This window comes from Gemmata sp., assembly GCF_051859125.1.
GTDB lineage: Bacteria > Planctomycetota > Planctomycetia > Gemmatales > Gemmataceae > Gemmata.
In genome coordinates, this window is the sequence record NZ_JBHYGG010000247.1 from 75,790 (window position 1) to 91,243 (window position 15,454).

A 15,454-nucleotide genomic window follows, 5' to 3' on the forward strand; every position below is an offset into this window, starting at 1 on the left:
GGGGCAAGCCCCGTGGCTCTAAAGACACGAGGCCCGCGGGCGGCCCCATCCCCGCGGGCCGTGTGAAATCTTCGCGGGCCGTGGACGAACACCTTCGGAGCGGTTAGCTTCTGGGTTTGGCGACCGCATCCTCCACGTAGGGCGAACCATGGGACTCGGCAGTTGGATCGGCGGACAGTTCATCGACATCATCGAGTGGACCGAGCCCAGCCAGAACGAGATCCTGGCGCACCGGTTCACCCGCCACAAGAACGAGATTAAGAACGGGGCGAAGTTGATCGTCCGCGAGGGGCAGGCGGCCGGGTTCGTCAAGGAGGGGCAACTCGCCGACGTCAAGCTGCCGGGCATGTACACGCTCGACACCAAGAACATGCCGATCCTGTCCACCATCCTCGGGTGGAAGTACGGGTTCGAGTCGCCGTTCAAGTGCGAGGTCTACTTCATCGCCACCCGCCAGTGGACCGACCAGAAGTGGGGCACCCAGAACCCGGTGATGTACCGCGACCCGGAGTTCGGCCCGGTGCGGCTGCGGGCGTTCGGCAGCTACGCCTTCAAGATCACCGACCCGGCCACGTTCCTGAAGGAACTCGTCGCCACCGACCCGTCGTTCGAGCTGTACGAGATCTCCGCCCAGTTCCGCAACGTCATCGTGTCGCGGTTCATCGACGCGCTCGGCGGCGCGAAGATCCCGATGCTCGACCTCGCCGGGAACTACGAGAAGGTCAGCAACCTCGCCAGGGAGCGCGTCGCGCCCGAACTGGCGAAGATGGGCGTGGCGCTCACGCAGTTCTTCGTCGAGAACATCTCGCTCCCGCCCGAGGTCGAAGCGGCGCTCGACAAGCGGTCGCAGATGTCGGTGCTGGGCAACCTCGACCAGTACGCCAAGCTCCAGACGGCCGACGCGATCCGCGACGCGGCGCAGAACCCCGGCGGGCTCGCGGGGCTCGGCGCGAACCTCGGGGCGGGGGTCGCGATCGGCAACGCGATGGGCGGCGCGTTCGCGGGCGCGGGTTCGGCCCCCGGCGTCGTCACCCCCGCCAACACCACCTCCCCAGCGGCCGCCGCCGGCCCGCCCCCGCTGCCCACGGCGGTCGCGTTCCACGCCTCGATCGACGGCGTCGCGTCCGGCCCGTTTGACCTGGCGGCGCTGACGCAGCACGTCCGCAACGGGAAGGTCACGCGCGCGACGCTCGTGTGGAAGACGGGCATGGCCGGGTGGGTCGCCGCCCAGACGGTGCCGGAACTCAACGCGCTGTTCGCCGACGTGCCGCCGCCGCTCCCTGGCTAAATCCGAAATTCGAAGCACGAAATCCGAACATTGCAGCAGTCCCAAGCTGACCCGCGTCGGTTAGCGCCCGGTCTTCGTTTCGAATTTCGTACTTCGAATTTCGGATTTGCTCATGGACGCCCCGCCCCCCCTGCCGACTCCGAACGCGCCCGCGGAGACGCGCGAGCCGTCGCTCTCGAAGGCCCCGCCCGCCGGGAAGCTGTTCCCGTGCCTGAAGTGCGGGGCGAAGGTCGAGTTCGACCCGCGGACCCGCTCGCTCAAGTGCCCGTACTGCGGCCACGAGAGCACCCTCGCAGCCCCCGGCGAGACCGACGCCGTCGTCGAGCGCGACTTCGACGAGTACGCCGCGAAGCGCGCGAGCGGCGCGCCCATCGAGGGCCGGTCGTCGCAGGTCCGCTGCTCCGGGTGCGGCGCGATGGTGCTGCTCGAAGACAAGGTCGTCACCGAGAAGTGCCCGTTCTGTAGCACCCACCTGGAGAACAAGCCCGAGGCGGCCGCCGGGATGATCCCGCCGGAGTCGCTCGTGCCGTTCGGCGTGGACCTGCGCGCCGCCCGCGAGGCGTTCGACGCCTGGCTCAAGGGGCTGTGGTTCGCGCCCAACGAGTTAAAGAATGTCGCCAACCTCGGCCAACTCGCCGGCGTCTACGTCCCGTACTGGACCTACGACGCGATGACGTACACCGGGTACTCCGGCATGCGGGGCGACGACTACACCGAGACCGAGACGTACACCGAGCGGGACGCGCAGGGGAACAACGTCACCAAGACCCGCACCGTTGTCCGCACCCTGTGGTACCCGGTCTCGGGCGAGGTGCAGCACTTCTTCGACGACGTGCTGGTGTGCGGGTCGAAGAGCGTCCCCGCGCACCTCGTCCGCGGCATGGAGCCGTGGGAACTCGGCGCGCTCGAGCCGTTCCGGGCCGAGTTCCTCGCCGGGCTCAAGACCGAGCGGTACGCGGTGGACCTCACCGAGGGGCTCGGCGTCGCCAAGGAGATGATGGAGCCGACCATCGACCAGCTCATCCGCCGCGACATCGGCGGCGACCACCAGCGGATCATCGACAAGTCGACACAGTACCTCGGCGTCACGTTCAAGCACTGCCTGCTGCCGGTGTGGGTCGCGAACTACCGCTACCACGAGAAGCTGTTCCAGATCCTCGTGAACGGCAGCTCGGGCAAGGTGTCCGGGGAGCGGCCGTACAGTTGGGCGAAGATCCTCACCCTAGTCGCACTCATCGCGCTCGTCGTCGGCGGGATCATCGCGACCGTGATGGTTCTCAAGAAGTCGCCGGGCGTCGCCCACCAGCCGCAGCGGCAGTCACGGCGACAGGCGGTCCCGCACCCAGGTCGCCGGTGGCGCGAGGGTGAACCGGACGCGGTCGTGCAGCCGGCTCGGGCGGCCCTGCCAAAACTCGAACACCCGCGGCACCACGCGGTACCCGCCCCAGTTCGGCGGCCGCGGCACCGCGCCGTACGGGTACCGAGCGACTAGCTCCGCGTGGCGCTGTTCGAGGAACTCGCGGCCGGGGATGACCGCACTCTGCGCCGACGCCCACGCGCCTAACCTGCTCCCGAGCGGCCGGTTCGCGAAGTAGTCGTCCGACTCGGCCGCGGTCACCCGCTCCACGGTCCCCTCCACTCGCACCTGGCGTTCGAGCGCGTGCCACGGGAACACGAGCGCCGCCCGCGGGTTCGCGTCGAGTTCGTGCCCCTTGCGGCTGTCGTAGTTCGTGAAGAACGTGAACCCGCGGTCGTCGAGCGCCTTCAGCAGCACGAGCCGGGCCGACGGGAACCCGTCGGGCGTACTGGTCGCGAGCACGAAGGCGTTCGGCTCGTGCAGGCTCGCGGCGACCGCCTGCGCGAACCACTGGTGGAACAGCGCGAACGGGTCGGTCCCCGCGTCCCCCTCCGAGAGCCCCCCGGCGGCGTACTCCTTGCGCATGTCGGCAATCGATGGCGTGCTCACGGCGTCTCCAAAGTAGACCCACGGACCCGGGGTTCGCACCCTGGGCTACGCTCGGTCGTCCCTCCGGGACTCAAGGCACTGAGCCCCCGAAGGGGGCGGCAGTGCGGAGCCCCACGGACCCAGGGTTTACACCCTGGGCTACGAACTGTCGTCCCTTCGGGACTGAAAGCATTCAGCCCCCGAAGGGGGCGGCAGTCCGTAGCCCAGGGTGTAAACCCTGGGTCTCCTGGGCTATGCACCCGAACCGCTCATCATAGGCGGCCAGGCCGAACGGCGGGCGGTAGGCGTGCAACTCGTTCCGCCCGGCGAACGGTGCGCACTTCAGGAACATGCGGCGGTTGTCGGTGCGGAGCCGCGGCGTCTGGAGCGTGCGAATTCCGGCCCGCGAGCCCCGCAGCACCTCCCGGCACATCTTCAGCCGCCACCGCCACCCGAGGCGCCCGGGCTGGTCCGGCGGGTCGAGGAACGCGCTCTCGGTTTCGGTGAAGTACGTGCCCCGAAGAAGTTGCCGGAAGGCGTCGGGCTCGGGGAGGAACTCGCAGTTGTGGTCCGCGAAGTTGAACAGCGCCTCCTGCCGGCCGAGTTCGGTGGCGACCGACCCTTCCATCAGGACGACCGTGTTCGCGTGGCAGCAGTGGCGGATCTGTGCGAGCGCGTAGAACGGGTCGAACAGGTGGTACCAGACCCCGAGGAACAGGATCACGTCGAACTGCTCGTTCAGCGAAGCGAGGTCGTACGCCGAGACGTTCTGCCGGATCTCGACCGCGGAGCGGAGCAGCTCCTTCGCAACGTGAATCCCCTTACCCGCGGCCCAGTTCTGCGAGACGTCGTCGGTCGCGAGCACCCGCGTCGCCCCGCGGCGCTCGGCCAAGAAGCTCCAGTGCCCGTCCCAGCACCCGATGTCGAGGACGCTCTTGCCGCGGAAGTCGGTGCGGCTCAGGTGCCCCTCGATGAACGCCCAGATGCGGCGGTGCCCCGCGTCGGGCGGCGTCCGCGGAACCGCCCGCAGCCCGTTGCCGAAGTCGAACTCGTGGTACCACTCGACCGAGTCGATGCGCTCCTGAGCGGTCTGCTCCATCGGTCGAGTTCCGGGGGAGTATGCGACGGGACCGGATGGTTCCGGAAGTGGTCCGGAGACAGGCTATGTAACCGGGCCGCACGAGCCTACGCAACTGGCGAGTAGATCAGAATTTGGTACCGGACTGTGAAGTTGGGATATCTGCGTAGTTTACGGTGATTCCGGAGCCACAATTCCGCCTCCGCACTGACAACAACGATTGCAAGGCACTCCGGATTATCAGCTTGTGGCAAACCGAGATCACTCAAACAATATTCCTTCCGGTTGAATGGGATGGTTCCGGAGGAGGGGTGTGCAGGTCGGCCGGAAACAAGAAGAATCATGCGAATGTGGCCCCGGTCGCGCAGCAGGCACGCGACCGGGGCTACGGTTCGGGACTACTTCTTGCGGCGCTCCTCGTAGACGTACCCCGGGTCCTTCGGGTCGTCGGAGACGAACCACGGGAGCCCGCTGCGCAGGTACATCTTCCGCTGCTCCTCGCCGTTGAGCGGGCGGGCCCCGACGCGTCCGAACACGCCGATTTGGTTCCCGCTCTCGTCCACCGCCCGGTCCCGGTCGATGCCGCGGGAGATGGACAGGATCTCCCCGCCGTGCGGGGGCCGGTAGGTCGCGATCAGCCGCGGGGTGGGCCGCGGGCTGAACCCCTCGAACCCGGGGGTCTCGGGCGAGATGAGCTGGACGAGCCGCATCCCGTTCTTGCCGTCGGCGACGTACGCGATCAGCGAGTTGTAGGTGATGCCGAGCTTCACGTCGCGGACGTCGCACAGGTGCCCGCCGGCGTTGAACACCTGGTCGAGCTTCGGCTCCTCGGGCCTGGTGATGTCGAGGATAACGAGCCCCTTCGACCCGCCGGCGACGTAGGCGTGGGTCCGGGCCATGTAGACCGAGTGCGCCTCGGGCAGGCGGAGCACGGACTTCGGCACCGGCTTGGCGAGGTCGGTGATGTCGAGCACCTTCACCCCCTCCTCGTCGCACACGTAGGCGTAGCGGAACTGCGTGGCGACCATCTTCGCGCCCTTGATCGCCTTCTCGCCGACCACCGCGGTGATCTTCGGCTTCAGCGGCTCGTCGATGTCGACGACGACGAGCCCGGCGTCGCACGAGATGTAGATGTAGTGGCCGACGACCAGGGCGTGCCTGGCCCCGCATAGGATGCCGTCCGGGTTGAACGTCACCTCGCGGCGGAGGAAGTTGTTCACCGGGTTGCCGTCGAGGAGCGTGGCGGCCCCGGTGAGGATCAGCCCCTCGTACTTGTCGCAGACGTACAGGTAGCCGAACAGCGGGTGGATCGGCTGCTCCCGGTTCGCCGGGTTCTGCTTGCGGGTCGGGTCCACGGCGACCGTGGTCGGGGCCGCGACGTACGTGGCGTACCGGGTCGGGAGGTAGAACTTCTGGCCGACCGGGGACACCGGGGCGGTGGTGATCCGCTCGGCGAACCCCTTGTGGTCGATGAACGCGATGTCGAACACGCGGACCCCGGCGTCGCCGCACGCGGCGTACAGGTACTCGCCGCGGTTCTGCACCATGAGCACCTCGGACTTCTTGAACGGCTTGGTGACGCCGGTGAGGACGTCCCGCCCGGGGTGCTCGTGCGCGTCCTTGAGGAGCCCGCCCCGCTCGACGTGCTTCTTGAACTCGTCCGGGTACGCCCACCGGTGCAGGTCGCTGCCGAACACGGCCTGGGGCTCGGTGGTCTCGGTGACGACGACCGCGAACAGCCCCTCCTCGCCGGCCGCGGCCCACGCGAACTTGCCCATGAAGTTCACGAACCCGGTCCCGTGCATGAGCAACTGGCTCATCCAGGCGTTGTTGTTGTTCTCCTTGGAGACGTGGCAGTCGGAGCACTGCTTGGTCTCCCGGACCCCGCGGCCGCGGACCGTGTGCGGCACGTTCGTGCTGAACGCGATGCCCCCGTACCCGTCGGCCGAGATGGTCTGCTGCTGCGGGTAGATGGTCTCGCGGTTCCCGTTGTTGCTGGTCACGTGGATCGCGCAACTGGACCGGGCCGGGTTCACCTTGTTCTTGGTCGCGTCGCCGTCCCGGGCGAGCATGAAGACGTCGTCGCGGAGGGTCTGGAAGTTGTACGCGGTGAAGTTCCGCTGCACGTCGCCGTCGGCGTGGAGCATGGGCATCTTGAGGTTCGCCCGCTGGGGCAGGTGGCACCCGAAGCAGCTCGGGTTCCACGCCGAGTGGCACGAGATGCAAGTCATGTTGTCGTTGCGGTGGGCGGTGCACTTCTCCCCGCCCTCGGGCAGGTCGCCCCAGACCATCTTGTCGCCCTCGAACCGCACCGTCTTGGCCAGGGCCGACTTCTCGTTGTACCGGGCGTGGCCCTTGGTGATCGTGTCGCGGGTCTGCACCAGCTCCCACCGGAGCCCCTTCTCGACGGACGAGTTCTGGAAGTACCGCTTGCGGCCGTCGGGCAGGTCCTGGACCTCGAACCGCGGGGTGCCGAACGGGGTCTTCATGGCCAGCAGGTTCCGGCCCTGGCCGTCCGGGGCCGACGTGTACGACGCGGGGCCGGACGTGCGGAGCGTGGCGGTCTTCTCGACCGTGCCGTGGCAGTCGATGCACTGGATCTCGGTGGCCGCCCGGACCTCCATGTGGAGCCGGTTGTTGCCGTGCATGTCCTGCGAGAAGTGGCAGTCGACGCAGTGCATCCCCTTTTCCATGTGGATGTCGAGGAGGTGGACCGGCGCGCCGGACCGGCACCCGTCGAGCTTGGTCTCGGCCTCGCGGGCCGCCTTCGGGCCGGTCGCCGGGTCGTCGAACTGGCGGGTCTTCTCGTGGAACGTGCGGGCCACGTTCGGCCACTCCATGCCGGCGGCGAGCTTGGTCGGGTCGGGCGGGCCGACCGGGCCGCCCGTGTGGTCGATGAAGTTCCCCTTCAGGTCCTTCTTGAACACGGCCCGGAACGCCCACCCGTGGCTGTGGAAGTCGCCGAACTGGATCTTGGACAACTTCGGGTTGAGCAGCGACAGGTCGTTGAGGAACGCCTGGTCGGACAGGTTGCTGCGGGCCGCGGACTCGTTCGGGTTGAGCGCCAGCGACCGGACCAGCTCCTCGGCCGTGGGGTTCTTCTGCTTGGCCGGGTAGATGTGCCGGGCCTCGGTCTCCTCGTCGTACCACATGTACCCGATGTAGCTGTTCATGACCGTGGTGCCCGGGTGGACGTGGCACACCATGCACTGGCTGGTCGGGATCGCGTTGGTGAACTTGTGCTCGATCGGGTGCCCGCTCTCATTGGTCGGGATGGTCGGGTCCTTGGTGAAGCTGGTGCCGCGGTTGCCGTACTGCGCGTACGGCCCGGAGTGCACCCGGGACCGGTCGTTGGCGTACACGACGTGGCACGCGGTGCACCCGCTCTGGCGGTAGTCGCCGGGGTGGTCGTTGGTGCCCATCATGTTGAGGGTCGGGTCGAACAGGCGGGTCTTGTTGGCACTGACGAGGACCGGGTCGGTCCGGTTGCTGGTGCCGAGCCCGCGGACGCTGAGCCGGGTCCGCGGGCGGCCGGGCTCCTCGGTCCGCTCGGGGATGCCGATCTCGGGCAGGAACCGGCCCCCGGGCTCGAAGATGCGGAGCACGTTGCCGGGCTGGCTCATCTCGAACCGCGGGAGCGGGTCGAGCTGGACGAGCACGCCGTGCCGGTCCTGCTCCTCCTGGGTGGGCGGCGGGAACGTCTTGAGCCGGAGCCCGGCCCCCTTCATGCCGTACGCCTCGCCGAGCACGGGCCGCTTGACCGGCAGGGTGCCGTTGTTGTACGCGGCCGAGCCCCACAGCATGCACCCGGTGGACATGATCTGCTTGCGGTTCGTCTGCACCTCCTTGGGGTGGCACCCGGCGGTCCCGCAGCCGATGTGCGCGACGCGGAAGTCGCCCGGGTTGACGAACCGGATGAAGGCCGGGGACTCGTTGTTCAGCAGCGTGTACGCGCGGACCGGGTTGGCGGACGCGGGCCACAGGTGCGGGTTGCGGGAGGCGACGTGCGCCTTCTCCTTGGTGGCCGCGCACGGGTCGCCGCCGTGGCAGTCGGTGCACCCGATGCGGAGGGTGGGCTTGCAGTGCGGGTCGCCGGTGTTCTGGTGGCAGGTCACGCACAGCCCGGACTTGGCCTGGGCCTGTTCGGCGGTCTGCTTCATCAGCTCGACGCCGGCCAGTTCGGGCGGCATCGGGAACGGGTCGTTCGGGTCGGTGGACCACTCGGGGTTCAGGGGGTCGCGGGTGCCGTCGCCCAGCGGCAGCAGCGGCGACGCCTTGGACAGGCTGGCGGCGGGGATGACGGCACCCTTGGGCGCGGGCTGGGCGGCGTACGCGGCGAGCCCGATGAAGAGGGGCACGGCGGCGGCCACGGTCCGGACGGCGAACCCGCTGCGACCGGGGCGGGCGTGGCGACCGGATGGAACTGAAACGGGCGCGTCCATGCGTCCCCCCGAGCGTGCGGCTGGTACAAGAACCGGGGTGTATACCACCACCGCAGGGGGCGTCAAGGTAGACCCGGGCGCGAGCCGGGGGCCAGGGTCAGCCGCCGGCGTTGGCGAACGACACGTTGGCGGCCGGCGGCAGTGCTGCCGAACGTTGGTGCAAACCGGTGGGTCAGACCGATCACCGCACCGGCCGTGTACGAGCCCTCGGCCCCGCACCGGCACCGCCAGTACCGGCGCCCCGCCCTCCGAACGCCAAGGGTCGTCACGACCCGGCGGGACGACGGCCCGCGGTTCTCCTTGGCTCGTCCGCAGTAGCCGGTGCGGATCGGTGACCCTTTTTCGTCGGCCTCGATGCGTCGATCCCACGCGTCGGCCAACAGGTTTTTGGTCGCGTCTCGCCCTTGGGTAAGACGGTAGCTTCGCGAGCGTCCAGAACCGTGCCGTCGGCCGCGGACAGCGCGACAGGCTGGAGTTCCTCGTGCAGGGCCAGGAGTTGTCGGACGAGGGGTCCGATGGCCGCGGGGATCTCAATCGTGACCGTAACGCCCAGAGAACATCCGTGTTCGGGTGAGGGCTACATCATTTCCCCAAATCATCCCACTGCCGCCAGAAAAGTTGGCTACACCTTGCACCCCGCCGGCTCGACGGATGGAGTTGACAATTCGGTCAAGGTGACTAAGATAACGACTCGTGAAGTGAATCGCGGGCTGTAGCTCAGCTTGGTAGAGCGCTTGGTTCGGGACCAAGAGGTCGCAGGTTCGAATCCTGTCAGCCCGACTGAATTTCCGAGACGTATCCCCTTTCAGCCGAAGCACTTCAGCTTACCGCCGGGTGGTCCGGCGTGCGGCACGAGACCCCAGGGTTTTGCGGAACCTTCCGCAAAACACCCGGAGCGTGTTGCATGCCCCGACCGAAGAACCCCGTCCCCGCGTACCGTTTTCACAAGCAGTCCGGCCAGGCGATCGTCACCGTGAACCTCGGTGACCGCCGCAAGGACTACCTCCTCGGCCCCTACGACTCTCCCGAATCCAAGGTCGAGTACCGCCGCGTGCTCGACGACCTGGCCGCCGGCCGCCTCGACCGCGCGGCCCCCGCCGACCTCACCGTGAACGAGCTGTGCCTCCGCTACTGGAAGCACGCGGGCGAGCACTACCGCAACCCGGACGGGTCGCCGACGTCCGAGGTGGACTGCGTCCGGTACGCGGTCCGGGTTCTCCGGGAGGAGGCCGGGGAGGTTCACGCCCGCCTGTTCGGGCCGGTGCTGCTGAAGCAGGTCCGCGAGGCGATGGTCCGCAAGGGGTGGGCGCGGCCGACGGTGAACGAGGCGTGCAACCGGGTGAAGCGGGTGTTCCGGTGGGCCGTCGAGAACGAACTGGTGCCGGCCGACCGGTGGGAAGCGCTCCGGTCGGTCCCCGGGCTCCAGAAGGGGCGGACGAACGCCCCCGAGCCGGATCCGGTCGGCCCCGTGGACCGCGGGCGGGTCGCGGCCACGCTGCCGTTCGTCCGGTCCCCGGTCCGCGGGATGATCGAGGTGCAGCTCCTCACCGGGATGCGGCCGCAAGACGTGGTGCGGGTCCGGCCCCGCGACCTCGACGCGAGCGGCCCCGTCTGGCTGTACCGCCCGCCCCTCCACAAGAACGCCTACCGGGGCAAGGCCCGCGTCGTGGCGATCGGCCCGAAGGCCCAGGCGGTGCTCAAGGAGTTCGCCCCCGCGGACCCGGACGCGCACTACTTCAGCCCCCGCTCGGCCGTCGAGTCGCTCCGGGCCGAGCGGGCGGCCGCCCGGAAGACGCCCCGCTGGGCGAGTCACCTCCGGCGGAACGAGCTGAAGAGGAAGGCCGAACCACTGCGGCCGCCAGGCGAGGGGTACACGACGCACGGGTACGCCGTGGCGGTCGCCCGCGGGTGCGAGCTGGCCTACCCGCCCCCGGCCCACCTCGCCCGGCGGGACGGCGAGTCCCGGAAGGAGTGGAAGCTGCGGCTGACCCCGGCCCAGAAGGCGGAACTGAAGGCGTGGCGGGACGCGCACCACTGGCACCCCAACCAGCTCCGCCACACGCACGGGACCGAGGTGCGGAAGCGGTACGGGCTGGAGGCGGCCCAGGTCGTGCTCGGTCACGAGTCCGCCGACGTCACCCAGGTGTACGCCGAGCGGGACGCGGCCCTCGCCGCACGGGTCGCCGCGGAGATCGGGTGAGCAGGTACTCCCGACCGCGCGATCGAGCATCCCGGCCACGGACAAGGGGGAATCAACGCCCTCGTTGATTCCCGGCGGGGTTGTCGTCCGGGCGGACCGGTACGCCCGGCGACGGGATCCTCGCGGATGACGTCTCGGGTGTGGCAAGCCGGTAGGACGTGCTCATCTCGTACGGTTGGGCCGCCGTTTGGCGGGACAAGTTGGCGTTGCATGCCTGATACAGGCAAAAGGCGGCCACAGCCACGAACACGATGAAGGGGCCCACCTTCAGTACTTGAATCTTGACCCCGGCTCTCTCCATCGTGAGGTCTGTCGAATTCTCGTCGCCCCGCTTCAGTCGGAGAACAAGATAGGCGAGGCTCACGCACACGATGGCGACGGCCACCAGCGACAGCCGCACGATGTCTTGGAAGACGTTCACCACCAGCAATTCTGTCGGGCCCATCTTGGTCCTTCGGTTCGGTTACCTCCGTTGCCACCTGGGCCGCGACATAGCGGTTACCTGTTCGACGTGCAATGCCAAGTTTTCCTGCGTCCCGCAACCTGCCGCACACCCGCCCCTTTCGCCGCCCGCGCGGGCGGCGAACCGCGGTGTTCTCCCCCGCGGTTCGGTTGAGCTAGCGGCCAAACGAACCGGCCCGGGGAGCGCTCCCCGGGCCGGTCGTAACGATCCCCGTTACAACTGATGCCCGCTCACCGCTCGGCCTGCCCCGCGTAGAGCTGGGCCTCGACGCTGCTGGCGGCCGCCGCGAGGTCCGCGGGCACGGGCCACGTCTCGACCTTGATCGTCTTCGGCGGACCCTTCTCGCCGATCGGGGCCAGCTCCTCCCGCTCCTGTACCTCGGTCGGGAACCCGGCCGCCTTCAGGGCCGCCCGCACCGGCCCCGCGTACCGCGACCGGAGCAGATCCTCGACGCACCTGCCGGCGGCCCGCACCGCCCTCTTGAACTCGGCGAGAGAGGCTTCGGCACCGGCCAACACGGGATCTTCGGCGGCCCGCACCTCGGTCGCCGGCTTCTTCTCCGCCCGCTTCTTCCGCACAACAACTTCGTCCCGGGCAAGTGTGCTCGGGGACACGCCGATCTCCTTGGCCGCCTGGGTGGTGCTCAGCCCCTGCTGCTTCAACTCCTCGGCCAGTTCGACGCGGGCGACCTGATCCCGCGACAGCTCCTCGGCCGGGATGAGCCGGGCGGTTATGCGGTCCACCCTCAGCCCGGCCGCAGCGATGTACTTGTCCACGACGCCGTGGGACAGGCCGCACGCCCGGGCGATGGCCCGGCCGGTTCCGCCGTTCCGCTTCCCGGCCTCGATCACGCGGGCGAGGAGCATTGGGTTCGACACGAGCCGGTCGAACGCCCGGCGGCAGTCGTCCGGGGTCCGCTGCATCCCGTGCCGGGCGTTGCTGGAGAGGGCCCACAGCTCGGCGTCCTCGCGGGTGCCGGCGAACACCAGGCACTCGACCCCGGACACCCCGCGGCGGCGGTACGCCTCGCCCCGGTTGAACCCGTCGATCACGTACAGCCACGGGTCGGCCGCCGACCTCCCGGGCCGGGCGACCTCGGCCACTTCGAGCGGCTCGAACCGCTCGCCGTCCTCGTGGGCCTCGACGAGCCGGCGGACGTGCTCCTCGTTGAACGGCTCCCCGCGGACCTGGAACGCGGTGTCGAACAGCAGCCGCTCCAGGGGGAGCGTCACGCGGCGGGGCTTGGGGCGGACGATCTGCGACATGGGGGAACTCTCGGGTGGGGTGCGGGAACTGTCGGCCGATGCGGGAGCGAGGTGCCACTCCGAATGTGGCACCTCACCCGGATGGTATCATGCGTACACCAGTGGTCCGCCCGCGCGGGCGCGCGACGGGGTTCAGTAGTCGCGGCCGCGGTCGGTGATTGCGGCGGCGGCCGCGTAGTCCCAGGCCGTGTCCAGGAAGAGTTGGCGGATCGGGTCGGAGGCGTAGCCGGCCGGGCACTCCTCGTCGATCCACTCGGCCAGCCGGTACAGCCGCACGAGCTTCACGCGGAGCGCCTCCGCGTCCCGCTTCGGGTTCGTGCGGGTCGCCGTCCGGGTCGCCGTCCGGTTCGCCGTGCGGCCGGGCTTCTTCGCCGCCGTCCTCGTGGCCCTGGTCGCAGTCGTCATGGTCGGTCCTCAGTGGGTGGGGGGCCGCTGGCGTCTGGGGGGGCCCTCGGGGGGGGGGGGGTGCGGGGGGGGGGGGGCCCGCGCCCCCGCGGGGGCGCGCGGCCGGGGCCGGGGGCGTTCTCAGAACTGCTCGGGCTGGTCATCGACCTCGGTGCGGCCGGTGTCGGCGTCCGGGTTGACTGGGGAGTCCATCCAGCCGTTCGCGAGGATCGCCCGCACGGCCTCGACGTGCTTACAAGGCCGGCCCTTGCCGTAGCTGAACCCCTTGCAGTCGCACCGCCACTCGGTGCCGCGGTGCGGGACGAAGACGTCGTAGCCGTCGGCCGCCCCCTCGGCGTCGGTCTGCCCGCCGCGGCAGTCGAACCGGAACGCCCGGCCGGGCCACGGGGTCTGGAACTCGCGGACCGCGTAGGTCGCCATCACCCGGGGCTTCTCGATGATGAGGAGCCCGGTCCCGGGGCCGACCGGCGTCCAGCGGATGCCGGACCGCGGGGCACTCTTGGTCGGGGGGAGCAGCTCGGTGTAAACTTGCATTGCTCGACTCCTGGTAACTTCAGGGGTTGGGAAGTGGCCCGGCCGGTGCTCGTAACACCGGCCGGGCCGCGTCATTCACGTCACTCGTCCTCGCCGCCGCTCATCGCCGCCGTCAGCCCGGCCCCGGCCAGGACCACACTCCCGACGACGACGTTGCCGAGGGCGATCAGGGCCAAACCGCACACGACCTGGATCAGTGCTCCGAACATCTCGCGTCCCCCACTCGGTGTTTCCGGCCCGACCGCACCAACCGTCTCGACACGGTGAACTATAGCCAACTGGCTATTGCTAGTCAACTGGCTATCTGGAAAATTCTTGCCAGTTGGCTATACTGATGTGGGGCGAGTTCACACGCGGGAGGGCAGTTGATGCCAGACAGAGAACTGGTCGATGGGCTCGCGGCGAAGCTGAAGGCGGCCCGCGACGCGGCCGGCCTGTCGCAACAGGACGCCGGGGAGAAGTCGGGCGTGCATCACGTCAGCATCGCCCGCTTCGAGACGGACAAGCGGGTGCCGACCCTAGCCATCCTCTACAAGCTGGCAGCGGCCTACGGTGTGACCGTCTGCGACCTGCTACCGCCCGCAGACGGGGAATCGCTCCCCGGGGCGGGGGAGACGGCCGCCCGCGCGGGCGGGGCTGGGACGACGGCGAAGAAGAGAGGCAAGGGGAAGTGAACGACCTTGCGGCCTAAACCGATTATGCAGTTGACATGCTGCATAATGGTGTATACTATGCAACGTAGTTCCGCACCTCATCTCAAGAGGAACTACGGATGGCCGACGACCACGCACGGAAACCAGTCAAGGTCGGCGTCAAAGAAGGCGCGGGGCCGCCACCGGGTTACAAGTGGAATGTGGACCTGCTTGACCAGTCCCACCGGGAGGCCATGGGCATCCTGACTGAGGAGCAGTACGACCACGTTTCACGGCAATTCCGTGAACTCGCTACCGAGGACGAGCCCTCTAATAGCCCGACGGTGGATGTGAGGCCGTTCAACGATTTGTTTGAACTTCGCGACAAGGGAGGTATCCTTGGGAAGATCAACATTCGTGTTTTTTTCGCTGTCTGCCGGGGCAAAAGAACGCTTGTTGTTCTCGGCACGATCAACAAGAAAAACGACGGCAAGACCCCGGGTTGGGTCGCGCCACTGATGCGGTACAGATTGCGTAAGTACCTTGCCAGCAATTGACACACGACACAGACCAACAGGGGACCAACGTGAACCATTCGCAGGGGGGTAGAGCCGTGACCGCAAAGGAAACCTATGAGGTGCTCGACAACCTGCCCGAAGAGGACCAGCAGTTCGTTCTCGCATTGTCGGTCATCATGAACCGGATCAACCGACTGGACCCGGCCGACCGAGACGATCTTTTTGCCCTGATGAACGAGTGGCAAAAAACGAGCGATCGCGAGGAGCGGGTTAAGATCAAGACGGCGATGCTTGAGATCATGACCCAGGGTCAGGTCGCCTCGAATCCGCTCGCCCTCGCGGGAGATCATCCGGTCCACCCGATGGCGAGCAACTGGTCGCGTCACGTCGGGGCGAAGATTCGGAAACTCCGTGAAGAGATGGGGCTGACGCAGACTCAGCTGGCTGAGAAAGCTGGTTTGCCGCAGCCTCATATCAGCCGGATTGAAACTGCTACCTACACCGCAACCCGCAAAACTCTTGAGAAAATCGCCGCAGCTCTTGGTGTGCCGGTGGGGCAGCTCGACCCATGTGAAGACCTAGACTGAGGTGATCGCACGACGCACGACGCCGGCGGGGAGTGCTCCCCGCCGGCGTCGGTTGTTGTTCAGTAGGCAACGACTCAACCCGCGCGTCGGTCGCCCT

At 68.3% G+C, this 15,454-nt stretch carries 13 protein-coding genes and 1 tRNA gene; 6 read left to right on the forward strand and 8 right to left on the reverse strand.

Annotation, left to right across the window (positions count from 1 at the left end; all coding sequences use genetic code 11):
• The first annotated feature begins 148 nt into the window (after positions 1 to 148).
• Positions 149 to 1,288 carry an SPFH domain-containing protein gene (locus ACTIGN_RS21390; protein ID WP_439627598.1) on the forward strand — a complete coding sequence of 380 codons (1,140 nt, stop codon included), beginning with the start codon at positions 149 to 151 and terminating at the stop codon, positions 1,286 to 1,288.
• Between the two features lie 1,318 nt (positions 1,289 to 2,606).
• Here ACTIGN_RS21390 and pdxH read toward each other — a convergent pair.
• The 3 genes from pdxH to ACTIGN_RS21405 form a co-directional block, all read right to left on the reverse strand.
• Positions 2,607 to 3,230: a pyridoxamine 5'-phosphate oxidase gene (gene pdxH / locus ACTIGN_RS21395; protein ID WP_439627661.1), complete on the reverse strand. Its 624-nt coding sequence runs from the start codon at positions 3,228 to 3,230 to the stop codon at positions 2,607 to 2,609.
• Between the two features lie 196 nt (positions 3,231 to 3,426).
• Positions 3,427 to 4,332 carry a class I SAM-dependent methyltransferase gene (locus ACTIGN_RS21400; protein WP_439627600.1) on the reverse strand — a complete coding sequence of 302 codons (906 nt, stop codon included), beginning with the start codon at positions 4,330 to 4,332 and terminating at the stop codon, positions 3,427 to 3,429.
• A 377-nt stretch (positions 4,333 to 4,709) separates the two neighbouring features.
• The gene (locus ACTIGN_RS21405) at positions 4,710 to 8,669 is read right to left on the reverse strand and encodes a hypothetical protein (protein WP_439627602.1); all 3,960 of its coding nucleotides are present in this window, start codon (positions 8,667 to 8,669) and stop codon (positions 4,710 to 4,712) included.
• A 790-nt stretch (positions 8,670 to 9,459) separates the two neighbouring features.
• Here ACTIGN_RS21405 and ACTIGN_RS21410 point away from each other — a divergent pair.
• Both ACTIGN_RS21410 and ACTIGN_RS21415 read left to right on the forward strand, forming a co-directional pair.
• Positions 9,460 to 9,533, forward strand: a tRNA-Pro gene (locus tag ACTIGN_RS21410).
• Positions 9,534 to 9,657: 124 nt separating this feature from the next.
• On the forward strand, positions 9,658 to 10,953 hold the full coding sequence (locus ACTIGN_RS21415; protein WP_439627603.1) for a tyrosine-type recombinase/integrase: 1,296 nt from the start codon (positions 9,658 to 9,660) through the stop codon (positions 10,951 to 10,953).
• A 52-nt stretch (positions 10,954 to 11,005) separates the two neighbouring features.
• On the opposite strand, the gene ACTIGN_RS21420 is transcribed toward ACTIGN_RS21415, so the two are convergent.
• The 5 genes from ACTIGN_RS21420 to ACTIGN_RS21440 form a co-directional block, all read right to left on the reverse strand.
• A complete protein-coding gene (locus tag ACTIGN_RS21420) occupies positions 11,006 to 11,398 on the reverse strand; it encodes a hypothetical protein (RefSeq protein ID WP_439627604.1) in 393 nt (130 codons plus the stop codon).
• 248 nt (positions 11,399 to 11,646) lie between these two features.
• Positions 11,647 to 12,681 carry a hypothetical protein gene (locus ACTIGN_RS21425; RefSeq protein WP_439627606.1) on the reverse strand — a complete coding sequence of 345 codons (1,035 nt, stop codon included), beginning with the start codon at positions 12,679 to 12,681 and terminating at the stop codon, positions 11,647 to 11,649.
• Between the two features lie 132 nt (positions 12,682 to 12,813).
• Positions 12,814 to 13,086, reverse strand: a complete 273-nt coding sequence (locus ACTIGN_RS21430; protein WP_439627608.1) for a hypothetical protein — start codon at positions 13,084 to 13,086, stop codon at positions 12,814 to 12,816.
• Positions 13,087 to 13,206: 120 nt separating this feature from the next.
• On the reverse strand, positions 13,207 to 13,620 hold the full coding sequence (locus ACTIGN_RS21435) for an SWIM zinc finger family protein (RefSeq protein ID WP_439627610.1): 414 nt from the start codon (positions 13,618 to 13,620) through the stop codon (positions 13,207 to 13,209).
• A gap of 80 nt (positions 13,621 to 13,700) precedes the next feature.
• The gene (locus ACTIGN_RS21440; protein ID WP_439627612.1) at positions 13,701 to 13,829 is read right to left on the reverse strand and encodes a hypothetical protein; all 129 of its coding nucleotides are present in this window, start codon (positions 13,827 to 13,829) and stop codon (positions 13,701 to 13,703) included.
• A 159-nt stretch (positions 13,830 to 13,988) separates the two neighbouring features.
• Between ACTIGN_RS21440 and ACTIGN_RS21445 the strand changes: the two genes are divergently transcribed.
• The 3 genes from ACTIGN_RS21445 (at position 13,989) to ACTIGN_RS21455 (ending at position 15,357) form a co-directional block, all read left to right on the forward strand.
• A complete protein-coding gene (locus ACTIGN_RS21445; RefSeq protein ID WP_439627614.1) occupies positions 13,989 to 14,294 on the forward strand; it encodes a helix-turn-helix domain-containing protein in 306 nt (101 codons plus the stop codon).
• Between the two features lie 98 nt (positions 14,295 to 14,392).
• Positions 14,393 to 14,809, forward strand: a complete 417-nt coding sequence (locus ACTIGN_RS21450) for a hypothetical protein (protein WP_439627616.1) — start codon at positions 14,393 to 14,395, stop codon at positions 14,807 to 14,809.
• Positions 14,810 to 14,865: 56 nt separating this feature from the next.
• The gene (locus ACTIGN_RS21455; protein ID WP_439627618.1) at positions 14,866 to 15,357 is read left to right on the forward strand and encodes a helix-turn-helix domain-containing protein; all 492 of its coding nucleotides are present in this window, start codon (positions 14,866 to 14,868) and stop codon (positions 15,355 to 15,357) included.
• Positions 15,358 to 15,454: the final 97 nt, after the last annotated feature.